The sequence below is a fragment of the Simkaniaceae bacterium genome (genome assembly GCA_021734805.1).
GTDB lineage: Bacteria > Chlamydiota > Chlamydiia > Chlamydiales > JACRBE01 > Amphritriteisimkania.
On record JAIPIG010000029.1, the window covers coordinates 1 to 18,172 of the forward strand.

General features: G+C 41.2%; 14 protein-coding genes. 4 read left to right on the forward strand and 10 right to left on the reverse strand.

Features of this window, described 5'->3' with window-relative positions; genetic code table 11:
* Positions 1 to 410: 410 nt before the first annotated feature.
* The 10 genes from K9M07_06375 to K9M07_06420 form a co-directional block, all read right to left on the reverse strand.
* The gene (locus K9M07_06375) at positions 411 to 1,922 is read right to left on the reverse strand and encodes a cytochrome P450 (GenBank protein MCF7852848.1); all 1,512 of its coding nucleotides are present in this window, start codon (positions 1,920 to 1,922) and stop codon (positions 411 to 413) included.
* Between the two features lie 21 nt (positions 1,923 to 1,943).
* Positions 1,944 to 2,873 carry a hypothetical protein gene (locus tag K9M07_06380; GenBank protein MCF7852849.1) on the reverse strand — a complete coding sequence of 310 codons (930 nt, stop codon included), beginning with the start codon at positions 2,871 to 2,873 and terminating at the stop codon, positions 1,944 to 1,946.
* Positions 2,874 to 3,124: 251 nt separating this feature from the next.
* Positions 3,125 to 4,429, reverse strand: a complete 1,305-nt coding sequence (locus K9M07_06385; GenBank protein ID MCF7852850.1) for an ATPase — start codon at positions 4,427 to 4,429, stop codon at positions 3,125 to 3,127.
* Positions 4,392 to 4,826 (reverse strand): nitroreductase family protein, encoded by a 435-nt coding sequence (locus K9M07_06390; GenBank protein ID MCF7852851.1) that lies wholly within the window; start codon positions 4,824 to 4,826, stop codon positions 4,392 to 4,394. The genes K9M07_06385 and K9M07_06390 overlap by 38 nt, the downstream gene beginning before the upstream one ends.
* Before the next feature lie 200 nt (positions 4,827 to 5,026).
* Positions 5,027 to 5,443 carry an SEC-C domain-containing protein gene (locus K9M07_06395; GenBank protein MCF7852852.1) on the reverse strand — a complete coding sequence of 139 codons (417 nt, stop codon included), beginning with the start codon at positions 5,441 to 5,443 and terminating at the stop codon, positions 5,027 to 5,029.
* Between the two features lie 38 nt (positions 5,444 to 5,481).
* Positions 5,482 to 6,480, reverse strand: coding sequence for a hypothetical protein (locus K9M07_06400; GenBank protein ID MCF7852853.1), 999 nt, complete (start codon positions 6,478 to 6,480; stop codon positions 5,482 to 5,484).
* Entirely contained in the window at positions 6,481 to 7,122 is a 642-nt protein-coding gene (tmk, locus tag K9M07_06405; GenBank protein ID MCF7852854.1) for a dTMP kinase, read from the reverse strand.
* Positions 7,106 to 9,568: a DNA topoisomerase (ATP-hydrolyzing) subunit A gene (gene gyrA, locus K9M07_06410; protein ID MCF7852855.1), complete on the reverse strand. Its 2,463-nt coding sequence runs from the start codon at positions 9,566 to 9,568 to the stop codon at positions 7,106 to 7,108. Before gyrA ends, tmk begins: the two co-directional genes overlap by 17 nt.
* 13 nt (positions 9,569 to 9,581) lie before the next feature.
* Positions 9,582 to 12,056, reverse strand: coding sequence for a DNA topoisomerase (ATP-hydrolyzing) subunit B (gene gyrB / locus K9M07_06415; protein MCF7852856.1), 2,475 nt, complete (start codon positions 12,054 to 12,056; stop codon positions 9,582 to 9,584).
* 28 nt (positions 12,057 to 12,084) lie between these two features.
* Positions 12,085 to 12,423, reverse strand: a complete 339-nt coding sequence (locus K9M07_06420) for a DUF721 domain-containing protein (protein MCF7852857.1) — start codon at positions 12,421 to 12,423, stop codon at positions 12,085 to 12,087.
* Positions 12,424 to 12,607: 184 nt separating this feature from the next.
* Here K9M07_06420 and typA point away from each other — a divergent pair, with 184 nt between their 5' ends.
* The 4 genes from typA (at position 12,608) to menD (ending at position 18,165) form a co-directional block, all read left to right on the forward strand.
* Positions 12,608 to 14,422 carry a translational GTPase TypA gene (gene typA / locus K9M07_06425; protein MCF7852858.1) on the forward strand — a complete coding sequence of 605 codons (1,815 nt, stop codon included), beginning with the start codon at positions 12,608 to 12,610 and terminating at the stop codon, positions 14,420 to 14,422.
* A gap of 220 nt (positions 14,423 to 14,642) precedes the next feature.
* The gene (gene ubiE, locus K9M07_06430; GenBank protein MCF7852859.1) at positions 14,643 to 15,350 is read left to right on the forward strand and encodes a bifunctional demethylmenaquinone methyltransferase/2-methoxy-6-polyprenyl-1,4-benzoquinol methylase UbiE; all 708 of its coding nucleotides are present in this window, start codon (positions 14,643 to 14,645) and stop codon (positions 15,348 to 15,350) included.
* Entirely contained in the window at positions 15,347 to 16,438 is a 1,092-nt protein-coding gene (locus K9M07_06435; protein ID MCF7852860.1) for a chorismate-binding protein, read from the forward strand. The genes ubiE and K9M07_06435 overlap by 4 nt, the downstream gene beginning before the upstream one ends.
* Positions 16,435 to 18,165, forward strand: a complete 1,731-nt coding sequence (gene menD, locus K9M07_06440; protein ID MCF7852861.1) for a 2-succinyl-5-enolpyruvyl-6-hydroxy-3-cyclohexene-1-carboxylic-acid synthase — start codon at positions 16,435 to 16,437, stop codon at positions 18,163 to 18,165. The genes K9M07_06435 and menD overlap by 4 nt, the downstream gene beginning before the upstream one ends.
* The last annotated feature ends 7 nt before the right edge of the window (positions 18,166 to 18,172 follow it).

Below are 18,172 nucleotides of genomic sequence, written 5' to 3' on the forward strand. Positions count from 1 at the left end.
CCAATTTAAACTTTGGAACAACAGTTTTTTTAACTCGCTGACGTGGTGCATAACTACTCCTAAGTAGACCAAACTCAGGTAGATATAATCTATGCTCAGCGAGTTCTTTGCATCAAATTATTTTTTGTCCTGTACAAAGTCCGTTTTGTCCAAAGTCTTTGAAGCCCATATTACAATCATAAGACTCCCTCTAAAAAAGAAGAATTTCTTATTAGTGCTCAATTTTTCCTTCGGGAAAATTGAGCACTAATAATTGCTGGTTGCTAATAAGTGATTATGAAAAAAGTAAAAAGAAGATATTTATACGCCCTCTTACCAAAAGCGACTGCTGTTGATTTCAAACGGCTTTCACATCAGCCCAATGTGACGATTTTCATGCGATGGCGTACTAGGTTCTGTTGTAAAACTTACTATTTGAGAGATGTTAACTGAATCCTAGCCGGAGTAGCTCTTAAAGTAAAAAAACCTTTTTGATCTATTTTTTCCGGAGAAAGTGTCCGGACGGAAAAATGGGTTAAAATACAGTAGGTAAATGCCTGTAATTCAGCTAAAGCAAGGTGTTGCCCCGGACATGTATGTGGTCCACTCCCAAAAGGCAAGAAAGAGAGCGCAGCAATACGGGAGTCCTTATCATGAAATCGATAGGGATTAAATTGCTCCGGTTCCGGATATAGATTAGGATCACGACCGGCTGCTTGAGTTAGGCATACGATTGAATGATCTTTGCGAAGCTGCTTGCTCCAAAGAAGATTATGATTTTTATCTTTTATAGTCATCAGGGTATCTTCACGCAATTGTCTACCTTCGATGAAGGCCGGAGGATGTATACGGAGCGTTTCTGCTATAGCTTTTAACAAAATTTTTTGCCCACTTTTGGGATCCCGTATTTCTTGTTGAAGGACACTATTTTCCGCTCTTCCTAATTGCCAAATCAGATAATTCATTGATGAAGCCGTCGTTTCAGTTCCGGCAAAATAAAGAAAAAATAAATTAGATTTTATTTGAAAATCATTCCATCCTGCATCCATTAAACCTTTTATATAAGATGAGGGAGATGACAAACATCCTTCGATCGTAGTTTTCATCTCCGATAAAGCAACAGAATAGTCTTTTTCCTCTTCTATAGTTGCAGGCCTATGGGAAACAATTCTTGTCATTCTCTTACTAAATGCATCTAGAGCTTTAGCGAGTTTTTGATAACTCTCCCGAGTTGTTTCGTAACCTGTAAATAGCTTTGAAATGACCGTCACAGCATATTCAAAAGAAATTTGGGAAGCATCGCAATTCTTCCTTTCATTCTCAGTTAAATCTTTCAAAATTTTGGTGGCAATATCACTTAATGCATTAGAATATACTGAAATCGCAGAAGGCCCAAGAGCCTTAATCATCGGTCCTCGCAATATAGCTGCATGAGGAGCTGCTGCCGAAATGACCAACATGTCAACAGCCTTTTCACTTCCAATTTTTTGAATATCGTCAGGGTAAAGATCTTTGAGTATTCCATCGACAAATAATCGCTTATTTTCATAATCATAAAAAATTCCTGTTGGTTCTTTTCTGGAATTGGCAAAAACAGCCCGCATTACAACAGGGTCAGCTGTGACATAAACCGTACCTGCTGGTGTTGTAAATTCAGAAACGTAGCTTCCTGACTTCCAAGAACGCAAGAGCGGTTGGCTTAAATCATTTTGAGTTCCAATATACCATGCAGATTTAATACTTGAAGGACTGACTCTTGAATATATTTCTTTTACAAAAGAAATAATCTCTCTATGAAATTTTTTCGTTGCAAAAGGCTCAAAGCTCACAGTATATGATTTTGCAGCAGCAGCTTCAGTGCTTTTATTTGACGATGAATATGGGCAACTTCCTGTAGGCGAAGAACTAGATTTTTGGCAAAGTTGCTGAGAAGTACCAGGCATATAAACCCCTTTCATTATTTATCAAGCTCTTTTAGTACTTGCAATCAGTTCTCCCATGAATTTAGAATATAAAACTTCACATAATTCATGACTCTCTGTCCCCGTAACTATTACACCTACTTCTTTATAAGAGCCACGGCTTAGTCTAGTTTTCAAGGCATAAGGAGAACATACAGTGAAATTTAATCCCCTGATCTGTTCCCTACCTGAGTCTGACAATTTTGCTAAATCACCACCAAACTTTAAAGATGTTCCATTAAATTCCACAACCGGAGTATCAGATAATGGATATTTAGGGCTGAGCCTACCCCTTTGTGCTGCAGTGTAAGCAACATCGCTTAAAAAAGCCAAACCAAATTCCCGGCATTTCCTACAATCAGTTGTTCCAGAAAGGATCACTTCTCCGAATCTCCCCTCATCTATTTTTTGCGGTATAGAAGCGCTGCAACGCACATAATTTCCACCAAGAATTGATCTTCGTGCTTCAGAATCGAATAAACGAGTGGTTTCCCCTGAAAAAACAAATCCCGTATATGGTTTACCATCGATTTGTGGAAGATAAACAGGCAAATCTTCTGTATATCTAAAGACTGGAATCCCATCCCTTTGGGCATCCCTTTCCACTGCTTCAAATAAATATCCTGCAAAATATGAGATTTCAAGTTGAGACACTTGTTCTGCAGTTAGTAATTCAGATCCTACTGATTCTGCATAACTTCTTGAAGACATTCTTGCAACAAGATCAACATGTCTCTCACGAACATCTCTATCCTTAATCATTTCTCTATTTATAACAGCTAAGCCAGTTTCCCGACACCTCTCTAATAAAGAACCTTTTCTCTCATCTTCTAAATGAGGAGATATTCGTTGCATCCATAATGCAGTGCCTGCTAATCCAGATGCTACAATAACTCCAATACCACCAACTACTCTTCTAGCTACAGCTGCCATGAACATCTCACAATTTTATTCATTAATGATGAGCATCATATGCTGATCTAATACAACTAATCAATTAAAGATATTTTTTAGATAGCTGTGGGTAAGCGGGAAATAAATTCAGCAAGCTCTCGAACTAATAATCTACCTGAAAATTTATCTAAAATAGCACTGAGATGGTTCAGGCACATTTCTCTAGATGACATTTTCTTCGGAAGAGTTTTAAGAGAATATTGTTTCATATTTTTGCCGGCGCCTTGAATTCATAAATCAGCGATATCGATGATACGGTAAAAATAGCGACTGCTTAATAGAGTATCGGAAACTGGGCCCAAATGAAGCAGAACAGGCGAAATCCCAAAGCCTTTTGGCAAGCTAAGAGAAGCTATTTTGGTTTTCATTGCATCGATCACTTCAAGCCCTAATTCACGACGTCGCATTTTGACTTCACAGACAAAAAGAGTGTTGGAATGCATTTGAATTAGATAATCAATTTGGCACCCTTTTTTGCGGCCTGAGGCTTTTTGAAAATAGGGATTATCTATAACAACATCCTGAGCGTGAATTCCAAGTGCCCGGTAAAGAAGAGATCTATTTTTCAGAAGAAGATTTTCGAGCTGGAATCCGAGCATGGGTTCCCATCCGGGCAAACTAGAAAGTGGGACTTCTAAAAACGACCCTTGTTCAATTTTCGTAAGGTTAGGTTCAATGTAATGGATATAGAAGCGAAGATAATTGTCGGAAAGCCGATACAAGGTCAGCTTTCCGGGCTTTCCTGTTTTTAAAGACCAGTCCGGATGTCTGCTGACAAACCCACAGATTTCAAGAGCTTTAAGATGATGGCTCAGTGTGCCGCTCGGTGAATAAGCCATTGTTTTTTGCAGAGTAGCCCGGTCTTTCATGCCTTGGCTTAGTATTGTGATGATCTTTTTATAGATCTCGCCCCTAGAGCTGAAAAGATCATTAAAAATCCGGTCAAATTCATGCACCAAAAGGCCGTTTTTTTCAAAACAGAGGCGTTTAATGTTTTCATCAGCGCTTTGATGAGTCTGAATCTGCTCAAGATACCAAGGGACTCCTCCAATCACACTCAAAATCTTAAAAAAGTCGAGATCTGACCCTTTAAAGCCTTGTAGATTCAGTAATTCCCTGCATTGTGGAATCGAGAGTTCTGTAAGTTCCAGATAGAGAGAAACTCGACCAAAAAAAGCCGTGCTATTGATGATGTTTTTATCGATCCAAGTCGAAATAGAGCCACATAAAATAAGGATAATCGATGGATGGTTTTGCAGGACAAGATCCCACCAAACTTTTAGCTTAGAGGTAAATGTCGGATCTTTTGAACCCATCCACGAAATCTCATCAAAAAGAATGACAGTAGGTTTTGCGGTAAGATGCCTTGATAGATGCGCAAAAGCATCACTCCAATCTGTGAAAGTAAAAGGAGGAAGATTAAACAAAGTTGCAAGTTCACGAGCGAAGGCATCACGCTGATTCTGCGCCGTTACCCCTTTAACCGGAGCCAGCCCACTAAAAGGTAAGAAAACCTTTTGGCATCCCTTTATCAATAAAAACGATAAGTCCGATGGGTGCTTCAAAAAAGTTGTAGTTGCGACGTTTATGTTTTTTCTTACCTTCAATGTCAGCTAGTGTAACTCCTAAGGATTGATACAAGGCTTGACCACATGCTTTGCGTCGAAGTTTATAAGAATCTGACCATGAATCGAGACAGAAATCATAATCCGGATTGGGGGAAATTCCAGCATCAAACAGTTCAAATAAAGAACTTGCCAATTTTCCTCTTGTTTTTGGCCCAAGAATCGCAACCTTTGAGGGCTGATGATTGACTCCGGAAGGAGCCCATTTTGCTGTCTCCAATAAGGAACTCACTATTTCAAGAGTAATAGGCTGATCCGTGTAAGCCCTGCAGGACTTTCTGTTTCTTATTAAGTCATAGATATTCATTGCTAGCCTGTGGTCATTAAATTTAGCGCACGCCCTTAACTCGACTTTGTACATTTTTTGGCGCGATTTTCACAATCTTTTGACATACAATCGGCTACCAATTCCTGTAATGGCGTGTTCAAGCCGATTGCAGGAATTGGTAACCGATTGTATGTCAAAGTCTTGCAAAACTCGCATCCGAAAAATGTACAAAGTCGAGCTTAAGACAATTGACCGCTGCGATAAAGCCATTTGCCTTTCACTTTTTCAAAGTAGCTTTTTTCGGTAAACGAAACATCCTTTTTATCTTGAATAAGATAAGCTACAAAGGTGACTGTAGCAAAGGAGCCGCTCTCTTGAAATCCAAGAATTTCTAACCCTTTGAATTCGGTATGTGAAGAGAATTCAGATATTTTTTGAGCCCACTCTTTAGCATCATGGCAAAATTGAGGATTGGCTGGATGTGTGGTATGAATAATGTAGTCCGGCATGCACAGCGCATACGCTGCAAATCTCGACCGCATAAGCTGCAGGGCTGTATCTGGCTTTTTTCCTAGATGAAAAGGTTGGCAGCACACCTCATATTGTTCACCGCTTTGACAAGGGCATGGCATTGTTTTATCGTGTTCACTTTTCATGCGGGTCTCCACCGAAATAATAAAAACCAACTCTTGAATCACTCCCGGTATAAGCAAATGCGAGTCAGTAATTGACCCAAGAGAGTTTTGGGTTTGATGTTGAGCTCAAAGGCCTCAATGGCATCAAATTGATATTTTTTAATGGCGTTAAGAGAGATCATTTTTCGTTTAAGAAGTTGCTCGTAAAGAGCTTTTTTTTCGGGGTAATAGAGAAGAGAGGCGTCTTGTGAGACATAAAGAAGATGCAAATCTCTCACCCAATAGAGAATATCATCGAGAGCGGCTAGAAAAAAGCGCATTTTACCCCCATTTTGCTCTTCCCCTTGTTTTTCAATAAAGGCTTCGATCTCCTCCAGCTTTTGATGCCCAATATCGAATTGATCTTGAGAAAATGCTCCAAGTGCATCGAGAACATGCCGTCTCAATTCTTCGAGACGCTCGCTATTCAAAGCTTTAATGAGCGATCCCTCGGAAAATTTTGCGATCTGCAAAGCCTTTTCTTCATTAAACCCATTTTTTTGACAGAGAATGGATACGATATCTTTTTCCGGAAGGGGGAAAAAATGAAATTTAATCGCTCGAGAGGCAATTGTATTGAGGAGAAGTTTTTCATCGCTTGTAAAGAGAATTGCGACGGCATAGGAAGGCATTTCTTCTAATGTTTTAAGCAGGCGATTAGCATGAATCGTTTGAAGTTTATGCGCATCGTGAAAAAGAAAAAATCGCCGTTTTGCTTCGAAAGGAAAAAAACCGATTTCGGCAATGAAGTGATCAATTTGGGAAACGTTGTAATAGGCATTTTTCGATTCCGGAACATACTCTTTCACATCAGGATGGGAATTGTTTTGGAGTTTGATCGAAGCGCCGGATTGCCCATCACGAGAAAAGACCCCATGGATAAAAGCCCTGGCAAAAGTATGCTTACCCACGCCTTCAGGACCACAAAATAACATCACGTTGGGAATCTCATCCGAATCTGCAATGCGCATCAACGTTTTTTGAATGGGGTCATGTCCGATCAGATCATTGAAATCCATTTATACATCCACCTGCAGCTTTTTCATTAAATGCTCCCATACTTGATGAAAAACGGCATCTTTTGATTGTGATGCATCGATCAGCATGATCCGATGGGGCTCTCTTTTCACAAGCTCGTGAAATCCCTCTCGCACTTGCTGATGAAACGTTAAAGAAAAGCTCTCAATGCGATCAAGCTCAAGTCTTCCACCTTGATTAGCCCTTTGAAAACCGAGCTCGGGAGGTATATCGAGATAAAACGTGAGATCGGGTATTAGCTTTTGTGTGGCAAATTCCACTAAGGGCTCAAGCTGCAAGCGCTCATAATAAAGTCCTTGATAGGCATATGTCGAATCGATATAGCGATCGCAAATGACAATCTTCGACTCTTCTAACGCAGGCTTAATTTTGGTCTCGATATGGTGTGATCGATCTGCCAAAAAAAGCAAAATCTCAGCTCTTTTTGAAATCGATTCACCGGGAGTCAATAAGAGAGAGCGGATTTTTTCACCTAGAGGTGTCCCCCCCGGCTCTCTCGATTGAACGAGTGGAAAACCAAGCGCTTGAAGTTCTCTACAGACTCTTGTCACAAGCGTTGTTTTACCGGATCCTTCTCCACCTTCAAAGGTGAAGAAGAATCCCCGATCAAGCTGTCTCTTCATTTTTATCGATGTTCTCAATTTTCTGAACGGCAACGACACTATCCGATTTAGAGAGGTGCACGAGCCTGACGCCTTGAGTCGATCTTCCCATCACTCGGATATCTTTCATGCTTGTTCGAATGGTTTGCCCGGAACTCGACATCATTAATACGCTATCGGTATCGCCAATAGCAATGGCCCCAACGACAAATCCATTACGAGCGCTTGTGATAATTGAACGAACCCCAACACCGCCGCGATTGGTTTGTCTAAAGTCCTTTGCTTTTGTGCGTTTTCCGTATCCGTTTTCACTGACGACCAAAATAGTCTGTTCCTCAGTGACAACTTCACAAGAAACAACACAATCTTCTTCCCCTTTGAGCTTAATCCCTCTAACTCCACGAGCTGTTCGTCCCATAGGACGTGCAAGAGATTGATCAAAACGGACGGCCATTCCGGAACGTGTGAAAAGCATGACTTGATCATTTTCTTTCACAAGGCGCGCTGCAATCACCTCATCGCCTTCATCGATTGTGATTCCATAAACCCCTTTACGTCTTGGAGAACTATAAGAGCTAAGTTCCGTCTTTTTAATGACGCCTTTGCGTGTTCCAAATATGATAAACGTATCGGGTTGATTAAAGTTGCTCACATTGAGAATTGTGGCAATCACTTCATCTTTTTCCAAACCTTCTAAAAGATTGATAATGGCTTTTCCTTTAGAGCGACGCCCGGCTTCCGGGATTTCCCAAACTTTAAGCCAGTAACAACGACCATAATTTGTAAAAATAAGCAGTGAGTCATGTGTTGATGCCGCTAAAATATCCTTAAGTGTATCGGTCTCTTTTTTCATATCAAAACCAATGACACCGTGTCCTCCTCGGCGCTGTTCTCTAAACGTATTAATGGGCATTCTCTTTGCGTAGTCATCTGATGAAATGGTAATGATCACCTGCTCATTGGGGATAAGATCTTCCATTTGGAATTCCCCTTCGGCCGCAACAATTTTTGTTCGACGTGGTGTCTTATCTTTTTTAGCAATCTCATCGAGTTCATCTTTAATGATATCGCGCACCATTTTTTCACTGGCAAGCACTGAACGGTAGTATTCGATCCTTTTGAGAAGTTCTGCATACTCCTCTTCAATTTTACCGCGCTCAAGACCTGTTAATTGGTAGAGGCGAAGATCAAGAACGGCATCGGCTTGCTTCTCTGTGAACGTAAAACGAGAAATCAGTTCTTTTTTTGCAATATAGCGATCATCACTAGCGCGAATAATCTTTACGATTTCATCGAGATGATCGAGGGCTTTTAAATATCCCTCTAAAATATGCGCTCTTGCTTCTGCTTTGTTGAGTTCAAAGCGCGTGCGGCGACGCACCACTTCGATACGGTGATTAATCCATGCACTGATTATTTGTTTAACATTCATTGTGCGTGGCAATCCATTATCAAGCGCTAGCATAATAGAGCCAAAAGTCACTTGAAGATCGGTGTATTTATAAAGCTGATTGATAATAACATCGGGAATCTCACCCTTTTTAAGATCGAGAACGATGCGTAATCCATCTTTATCCGATTCATCTCTTAAATCGGCGATTCCATTGATGACTTTATCGTTGATGAGATCTGCAATCCTTTTAATCAACAATGACTTATTCACATTGTAAGGAATTTCATCGACAATAATACGCGTACGATCTGATTTTTCATTCTCTTCAACGCGGATCAATCCCCTCAATGTAATCTTACCGCGACCTGTGTGATAGGCCTCTTTGACACCGCGATGACCACAAATCACACCCCCTGTTGGAAAATCAGGAGCAGGCATCACTTCTAAAATCTCATCAATTGTTGTGCTTGAATCGTCCAAGAGCAATTTAGTTGCGGCAATAAGCTCAACTAAATTGTGAGGAGGGATATTAGTCGCCATCCCAACAGCAATCCCTGAAGATCCGTTACTGAGGAGCGCCGGAAATTTAGCGGGGAAAACGACGGGTTCTTTTTTTGTCTCGTCATAGTTTGCGATAAAATCAACCGTATCTTTTTCCAAATCATCCATGAGAGCCATTGAAGGCGCCGTTAAACGCGCTTCCGTATACCTCATTGCCGCCGGAGGATCTCCATCAATGGATCCAAAGTTTCCTTGGCCTTGAATCAGCGGGTATCGCATGGCCCAAGACTGCGCCATACGAGCAAGTGTAGGATAAACAACGGTTTCACCATGAGGGTGATAATCCCCTGATGTATCTCCACAAATCTTAGCGCACTTTCTATGCTTTGCACCCGGAGAGAGGTTGAGTTGTTTCATCGCAAATAAAATACGGCGTTGAGAGGGCTTTAATCCGTCTCTCACGTCGGGCAATGCCCTAGAAATAATCACAGACATCGAGTAGCGCAGGTAACTCTCTTTGAGTTCCTCTTCTACATTACGTCCAATAACGATCTCACCTTCAGTATATGACATACGCTCATTCCCCCTATATATCTAAGTTTTTGACAGAAAGCGCATGCGTTTCGATGAATGCGCGGCGAGGTTTAACTTCTTCACCCATTAGCATAGTGAACATATGATCTGCAGCAATGGCATCGGGCAGCTTCACCTGTAAAAGTGTTCGCTTAGCAGGATCCATTGTCGTTTCCCATAGCTGGTCGGCGTTCATTTCACCAAGACCCTTATAACGTTGAATCTCAATCCCCTTACGTCCGTTCACTCTTAAAAAATCGATCACTTCCTTGAGATTGTACATTGGATGTGTCGTTTCATCTTCTTCAATCACGTCTAAGATTTTACCTTCGGCAATGAGATATTGAGCAAGAGTGAGTTCAAATTCCGCTAAATGCTCTCGAATTTTATTAAACTCCTCCTCTTCATAAAGCTCAGTATAGTGAAAAGGTTTAGGTGTGAATTTCTTTATATCGGCAGTGTGCTCTTCCGTATCAATTGAAGCGAGCATCTCTTCATGCTTTGCTCGTTGATCCTCTATATCTTCTTCTTTAAGAGCCGCAAATTCATCTTCAGAGTAGACATAGCGATTAGAACTTTTCATAGTAACGGCATACCGCGGATAGAAACCATGCTCGTTTTTCAATCCTAAAAATTCTCTGAAAGGAAGCCCCTTTCTCTCTAAAGATGCAATTAAGTGCTCCACCTCGATAATGGATTTGGTTAGCTTTTGCACATTGCTCTTTTCTAAACTTTCCGCATGAGAAGCGATCTGCAATTTGACATCACTTGTTCCCAAGCTGAGCAAGTATTCATCCATTTGCTTTTCCGAATGGATATACTGACTCACCTTCTTACGAGTGACGCGATAGAGTGGAGGTTGCGCGATATAAATATAGCTGTTCTCAATCAGCGCCGGCATATGGCGATAAAAAAACGTTAGCAACAGAGTTCGAATGTGAGATCCGTCAACGTCAGCATCGGTCATGATAATGATTTTATGGTACCTGAGTTTTTCCAAGTTAAACCCATCTTTACCAATCCCGCAACCAAATGCGGAAATCATCGCCCCGACTTCTTCATTTTGAAGAACTTTGTCAACCCTTGCCTTTTCTACGTTTAAAATCTTACCTCTGACAGGTAAAATCGCTTGGAAACGGCGATCGCGACCCGACTTTGCCGAACCACCCGCAGAATCTCCCTCAACGATATAAATTTCACAAAGAGAGGGGTCTTTTTCCGAACAGTCTGTCAGTTTCCCGGGAAGTCTTCCGCTATCGAGTGCAGACTTTCTCAATGTGAGCTCACGCGCTTTTCGAGCCGCTTCCCTTGCTTGTGCAGCAATGGTCGCTTTCTCGATAATCAGCTTGGCAATGGCGGGATTTTCTCCAAAGAAGGTTGTAATGCCCTCACCGGCGATTTGCTGAACGACAGATCCAACTTCACTATTGCCTAATTTCTGTTTTGTCTGACCTTCAAACTGAGGATTGGGCACCTTAACTGAAATGACAGCCGTTAAGCCCTCTTTAACATCATCACCCGTGATCGATGTTTTATCATTTTTGAATAGGTTATTTGCTTTAATGTATTGGTTTAAAGCACGAGTCAGTGCCGTAGAAAATCCTGATAAATGCGTTCCACCGTGGCGTGTATGGATATTGTTAACATAGGTAAAGGTATTTTCCGCATAACTCGCATTCCATTGCATTGCCACTTCAAATTCTATCGGACCATCATGCAATTCTTTGACACCGTGAATATAAATCGGCGGTTCAAACATCGGTGATTTATTTTCATTGAGATAACTGACAAAGGAGGATAACCCCCCATCAAATTTAAATGTCACATCTTCATGTGTATCATCACGTTCATCTTTAACGAGGATTTCAATGCCGCGATTTAAAAAAGCAAGCTCGCGTAACCGTTTGAAAATGATATCATACTCAAATTTGGTTACTGAGAATATTTTTGTATCGGGAATAAAAGTGACAACCGTCCCTTTTTTTGTTGTGGGTCCAACTTCTTTTAAAAGCTGCGTCACCTTACCGCGAGAAAACTGAATTTCGTATTCCTTTGAGTCTTTGAAAACGCGCACTTGCAACCATTCTGAAAGTGCATTCACACACGAAACACCCACTCCGTGAAGACCGCCGGATACTTTATATGTGCTCTTATCGAATTTTCCTCCGGCATGAAGAATTGTCATGACAACTTCAAGCGCCGATACATCTCTGTTTTGCTTTTTTGATTCGCGCTCATGGCGATCAATGGGAATACCGCGACCATTATCTTCAACTGAAACCGATCCGTCCTTATTAAAAACAAGAGAGATTTGAGTACAGTAGCCGGCCATCGCTTCATCGATACAGTTATCGATAACTTCGTAAATGAGCTGATGAAGCCCGTTAATATGGGTGTCCCCGATATACATTCCAGGACGCTCTCGCACTGCTTGGAGACCCTCGAGTACGGTAATCGAACTCGCATCATACTCTTTGTTTTTTGTCATGGTACTCATACCTTAATTTCAGTCCTTTTTATCCTATTTGAAAAAAAATATCTTGAATTACTACTGAGGGCAGCTTCACCCTTAAATTGTGCAATAAATGGGCCTTTTCTTGCGATGATAAAATGCTTAAAAGTGTCGCGTTTTTCACCTTTACAACAAGCTTTCCTTTTGTAAAAGAAACCGGCTTTACAAACGGGCGAATTCGATCATTGAGGAGCCCTAAAAATGTGTTAAAAATATTTTGAGCTTTGGATTCAAAAGTCTGTGTGATCCGACTCAAAACAACATCCGCCATTCCGCCAATTTCACGTCCGGTAAAATCTAAACCATCATAATTTTTTGGAATGCGGTGCAAGTCATTTTTCACGTCAAAGCCACCTTAACAAGACTGTTTCGTAGTCAAGAATCGGATCATAGTCTAGCCCTCCCTTTTGTGCAAGCAAATAGAGCTCTCCGATTTTCAGATAAAAATAGATTATTTGATTCAAATTGACTATGAACTGAGAAGTATGTATACTCATGCACATCTTTTAATTCTTACGTTTAAGTTCATGTATACACCAGATAAAATTCGCAACATCGCCATCATCGCACACATTGATCATGGCAAAACGACAATGCTCGATGCACTGTTTCGTCAAAGTAAAGTCTATCGTGAAAACGAGGAAGTCCTGGAAAGGGCAATGGACAGCTTCTCTCTTGAAAAAGAGCGGGGGATCACCATTTATGCCAAACACACTTCTCTTTTTTATAACGATTATAAAATTAACATTATTGATACGCCCGGACACGCCGATTTTTCAGGAGAAGTCGAGCGCGTTCTCGGAATGGTCAATTCCGCCCTCCTGCTTATCGATGCACAAGAAGGACCCATGCCTCAAACGCGCTTTGTCCTTTCGCTTGCATTGAAAATGGGACTCAAACCCCTTGTTGTTCTCAATAAAATTGACAGGCCTCATGCCAATCCCGATGAAGCTCTTAATAAGACTTTTGATCTGTTTGTCGAACTCGGAGCAAGTGATGAGCAACTCGATTTCAAATACTGCTTTGCTTCCGGGCTTGGAGGCTTTGCGATGGCCGAGATCGAAGACCCAAGAGAAAACATGAATCCCCTCTTCGACATCATTGTCCGTGAAGTTCCGGCCCCACCGGGACGTATGGACCAACCTTTTCTCATGCAAGTCAGCTCCCTTTCTTATGACGACTTTGTAGGCCGACAAGCAACGGGTCGAATCCTTGAAGGGACAATTAAAAAAGGGCAAAACTTCACCCTTATTGATCATGAAGGCCATCCCGAACAATTTAAGGCATCGCGCATTGAAGGTTACCACGGTCTTAAAAAAGTGGAACTCGCTGAAGCCGGTGTTGGCGATATCGTCAGCATTTCAGGAGCTCCTGAAGTGATGATTGGCGATACTTTTTGCGACTCCTCTCATATCCAACAACTCCCCCCCATCTCATTAGGACGGCCTACAATCTCAATCGATCTCATGGTCAATAGCAGTCCTTTTGTTGGGAAAGACGGCAAGCACGTCACTATGAATAAGCTTCGCGATCGACTCATGCGCGAAAAAAAGGCAAATATCACATTGCAAATTGAAGAAGTTAAAGAAGGTCAAGAAGACGCTATTCGCGTCTCCGGTCGAGGAGAGCTTCACCTTTCTATTTTAATCGAAACATTAAGACGTGAAGATTATGAATTTTCTTTCTCAAAACCAAAAGTGATTTTCCTCGAAATTGATAATGAGAAGTGTGAACCTTTTGAATCCGTTCATATTGAAGTCCCGGATGAATCTTCCGGAACTGTGATTGAAGAATTGATGCGTCGTCGAGGAGAAATGCAATCGCTCTCTAAAAACGAACATGATATTACAACCATTCACTTCCTCATCCCATCGCGTGGGCTCATGGGATATCGCAATGAATTCCTCACCGCAACAAAGGGAGAGGGTATTCTCACATCCGTATTTGATAGCTACAAACCAATGAAGGCAGAGATCCCTTCGAGACAAAACGGCTCTCTTATCTCCATCTGCAGAGGAAAAGCAACCCCTTATGCAATGATGACCCTTCAAGAAAGAGGTATCTTATTTCTGAAGCCAACGGATGAAGTGTATGAAGGAATGATTGTCGGTGAACATAACAGATCAAATGATCTCGTTGTGAATATTACAAAAGAAAAGCATTTAACAAATGTCCGTTCTTCGGGAGCTGATGAACATGTCATGTTGATCCCTCCACGTCTTATGACACTTGAACAAGCTATTGATTTCATTGAAGATGACGAACTCGTCGAAGTAACACCTAAACACATTCGCTTGAGAAAACGCGTCCTCAATGAAACAGAAAGAAAACGAAAGTCCTAGCGCTCTGTCACGATTAAAATTTAGGGCATTTTGGTTAGATTTTCGCCTTCTCTAAATTTTTGGTTCCTTGACTAATGACTCCATTATGTCGCGTCGCCAAAAATTCAGATCGAGGCGAAAATCTAAAACCAATCTACCCGTAAATTTAAATATGACAAAGCACTAGGCTAAAAATTTCTAAACATGACAGAATCACCTTCAAAAAAAATGTGGTTTTGTCATGTCTATTCATAAAGAAAAGTCCCTCTCATATCAACTCTTTGACCAAATATCGACAAATTACGATCGAATCAATCATATTTTATCTTTTGGCATCGATGTCTATTGGCGCCACTATCTTGTTCAACATATCCCTAAACATCAGTTAATAGAAGCCATTGATCTCGCCTGTGGAACAGGAGATCAACTCTTGACCATTTTAAAAAAAAGAAACAATGTCACCCATATTCGAGGGTTAGATCTCTCAACGGAAATGCTCAAGGTCGCGACAAAAAAAGCAAGCAAACACCCTGAAGGCTATCGCACCTCCTTTGAAACGGCTGATGCTCAACACCTCCCCTCATCCGCAGCCTCAACAGACTTAATCACCATGTCATTTGGTATTCGCAATATCGAAAACCCTTCGCTATGCCTTAAAGAAATGCATCGCGTTTTAAACGCCAAAGGGAAAGTTCTTATTTTAGAGTTTTCAATGCCCACCTCATTTCTTTTTCGTCGCCTCTATCTCTTTTATTTGCGCCATGTTTTAACAAGAATCGGAAAACTATTATCAAAAAATGCACGTGCGTATAGCTATTTAAATGAAACAATTGAAACATTTCCTTCCGGCCATGATTTTTTAAATCTAATGCGAGAAGCCGGATTTTCAAGCGTTCAAGCGATCCCCCTCACATTTGGAATTGCAAGTTTATATATTGGAAAAAAATGATTGGTATTCATGATCAAATCGTCCCCCTCCCAAAAGGAGCTATTCCCGACCTATATCCACGCGTTCGAATTGGGGATCGATGGGCATTTGGCAAACTCTGCGATATTGATAAGCCAAATGCACTTGACTTTCCCTCTTTTACGATCAGCGATTTTTATCATACCCCTGATTTAGAAGGAGAGTGGAATGGATTTCATTCGACAACATTTTTACCGGAAGTTTTTTATCAAAACGGTTCTTGGACTCAGTTAAGTTTTAACTCCCACTTCCGAGCACTTCCTCTGACCTACCTAAAGGAGAAAGCACTTCCCTCTCAAGTAAATGAGGAGTTTTATCCAACAAATTATCCATTAACATGCATGCACTTTATCAAAGCGATTCAAAACAAAACAATTGACAAGGCGATATTACCCACACGCTTTGATCTTATTTATGATAGCCCACTTGACGCCCACTCCATTCTCAATCGGCTTCCACAGCGCAATGGCACACCCTTTCTCTATGCCATTTCCCCTAAAAAGGCGCTCATTGGGATCACACCTGAAATGTTATTTTCAAGACAAGGCAAAATCATCTCGTCAGAAGCCCTTGCAGGAACGGCTCCCTTAGGAAAAACAGACACATTATTTTCTAAGAAAAATCAAATTGAATTTGAATACGTCTCCAATGAAATCAATTCAATGTTTTCTGATTTATGTCAAAATCATCAACAATCACCCATTGATATTAAAAAAACGAGTGATGTTGAGCACCTCCAATCAACCTTTTGCGGAACACTCAAAAATGGAATCTTTGATTTCGATATTATAAAAAAACTCCACCCCACACCAGCAATGGGGGGCTTTCCCAAAGAGAGTGCTGTAAAATGGCTACTAAACAATGATCCTATTAGACGTGGGTTTTATTCATCATACTTTGGCTTTCTTTCAAAAGAGTCTGCAGATATATTAGTTGCAATACGCTGCGCGCTCATCGATGATCATCGCCTGCGCATTTTTGTGGGAAGTGGCATTGTTGCCGACTCAGACCCGGAAGATGAGTTTAGAGAGTTAAATAATAAAATCAGAATGTGGAGAAATCTAAAATGAGCACATTAACACAAACTTGGTCAGATGTGATAATTAAATACTTAATTAAAGCAGGCGTTCGCTCATTTTGCATTGCTCCCGGATCTCGATCAACCCCCCTTGTTTTCTCAGCGGCAAATCACCCTCTTGCTGAAACACATGTCCACTACGATGAGAGAGGGCTTGGTTTTTTTGCGCTTGGACTTGCTCAAGCCAAACATGCGCCCGTCTGTATCATTGTGACGTCGGGCACAGCTTTAGGAAATTTATATCCGGCTGTGATGGAGGCTAAAATGTCTCGCACCCCCCTCATTATATTGACAGCCGACCGCCCTTTTGAAGACCAAAACACGGGAGCTAATCAAACGGTCAATCAATCCCATTTTTTTGGCTCATTTGTCTCTCATTTTTCACTTATCCCTCCACCTGAGTCATCTATCAATATCAATATGATTAAAACGACAGTGAGCTATGCGGTCATTAATGCTATTCAATCTCAAGAACCCGTTCACATCAATGCGATGTTTAGAGCCCCCCTTTTTGCTCATGATCCGGTTGAAGAGACTCTTGAAGACAACATCCGATTTATCCATCCCAGGCAAACCGTTGATATCGAAGATTTCTCTTTTTTGCTCGATCCGATTCATGAGGCAAAAAGAGGGCTTATTTGTATTGGATCACACACGACTGAAGAGGACTCAAAAGCGATTATAGCTCTTGCCAAGCAACTGCAATGGCCCATCATTGCCGATATTTCATCTTGTGCACGCCAAGCTCTACACGAAAACATTATTATCCACTCTTCATTGATCTTTAAACAATCACCCGTAGAATGCTCACCTGACTGTCTCTTGATTTTTGGCGATCGGTTTGTCTCAAAAGAGTTTAAAGAATGGCTTGAAAAACTCCCCCTAATACCTATTATCCAAATTTCAAACCACCTCGAAAGGACAGATCCAACCCATCGCGTCCGTGTCCGCATGAATATGTCCGCAGAGCTTTTTTGCAACGCCCTCCTACCCCACATCAATGATCAAAGCCCTTCTGAGCTCTTTGGTCTGTTGCGCAATAAAAGCACTCAAATAGCTTCTCATTTGCATGCAATGACGCAAGATCTCCCTCTGAATGAAACTTTTTTCTTTTCCCAACTCAGCCGCTATTTACGGCAGTCTCATGCACTTTTTTTTGGTAATGGACTCAGCATCCGAGCAGCAGATCATGCCTTTTATCCCAAATCACCGATGGGGCCTATCTTTTGTAATCGGGGATGTAGCGGGATTGACGGCAACATTGCAACGATTGCCGGTCTCGCAAAAGGGATAGACCTCCCCCTTCTTGGCTTTATTGGGGATCAAGCCTTTTTGCATGATATCAACTCACTTCCCCTCCTAAAAAACCTTCCCGTAACTCTCGTTATTTTCAATAATCAAGGCGGGCGTATTTTTCAACATCTCCCCGCTCATGAAGATAAAGCCAATTGCGAGAAGTTTTTGATTAATCCAAATCAATATGGACTTGATTATAGCGGTCAACTCTACGATATTTCCTTCTCTATTGCTAAAACAAGCCAAGATTTTTTCGATCTATTGGGAGAGCCCTCATCTCAGGCTCGCATCATTGAACTGATTATCGACCCACAATCCTCTTTTGATAGTTACCAAGCTTTTTTAAGTGAAATACAAAAAATCAGCCCAACGAAAAAAGTATTTGAAAAAATGGGAATGCCAAAATTTTTACAATTATTCTAATACGGCG

Bases quoted from the DNA above. Each gene is read 5' to 3' on its own strand.
- K9M07_06375 (MCF7852848.1), bottom strand. From the start codon at position 1,922: ATGCCTGGTACTTCTCAGCAACTTTGCCAAAAATCTAGTTCTTCGCCT.
- K9M07_06380 (MCF7852849.1), bottom strand. From the start codon at position 2,873: ATGGCAGCTGTAGCTAGAAGAGTAGTTGGTGGTATTGGAGTTATTGTA.
- K9M07_06390 (MCF7852851.1), bottom strand. From the start codon at position 4,826: ATGAATATCTATGACTTAATAAGAAACAGAAAGTCCTGCAGGGCTTAC.
- K9M07_06395 (MCF7852852.1), bottom strand. From the start codon at position 5,443: ATGAAAAGTGAACACGATAAAACAATGCCATGCCCTTGTCAAAGCGGT.
- K9M07_06400 (MCF7852853.1), bottom strand. From the start codon at position 6,480: ATGGATTTCAATGATCTGATCGGACATGACCCCATTCAAAAAACGTTG.
- tmk (MCF7852854.1), bottom strand. From the start codon at position 7,122: ATGAAGAGACAGCTTGATCGGGGATTCTTCTTCACCTTTGAAGGTGGA.
- gyrA (MCF7852855.1), bottom strand. From the start codon at position 9,568: ATGTCATATACTGAAGGTGAGATCGTTATTGGACGTAATGTAGAAGAG.
- gyrB (MCF7852856.1), bottom strand. From the start codon at position 12,056: ATGACAAAAAACAAAGAGTATGATGCGAGTTCGATTACCGTACTCGAG.
- typA (MCF7852858.1), top strand. From the start codon at position 12,608: ATGTATACACCAGATAAAATTCGCAACATCGCCATCATCGCACACATT.
- ubiE (MCF7852859.1), top strand. From the start codon at position 14,643: ATGTCTATTCATAAAGAAAAGTCCCTCTCATATCAACTCTTTGACCAA.
- K9M07_06435 (MCF7852860.1), top strand. From the start codon at position 15,347: ATGATTGGTATTCATGATCAAATCGTCCCCCTCCCAAAAGGAGCTATT.
- menD (MCF7852861.1), top strand. From the start codon at position 16,435: ATGAGCACATTAACACAAACTTGGTCAGATGTGATAATTAAATACTTA.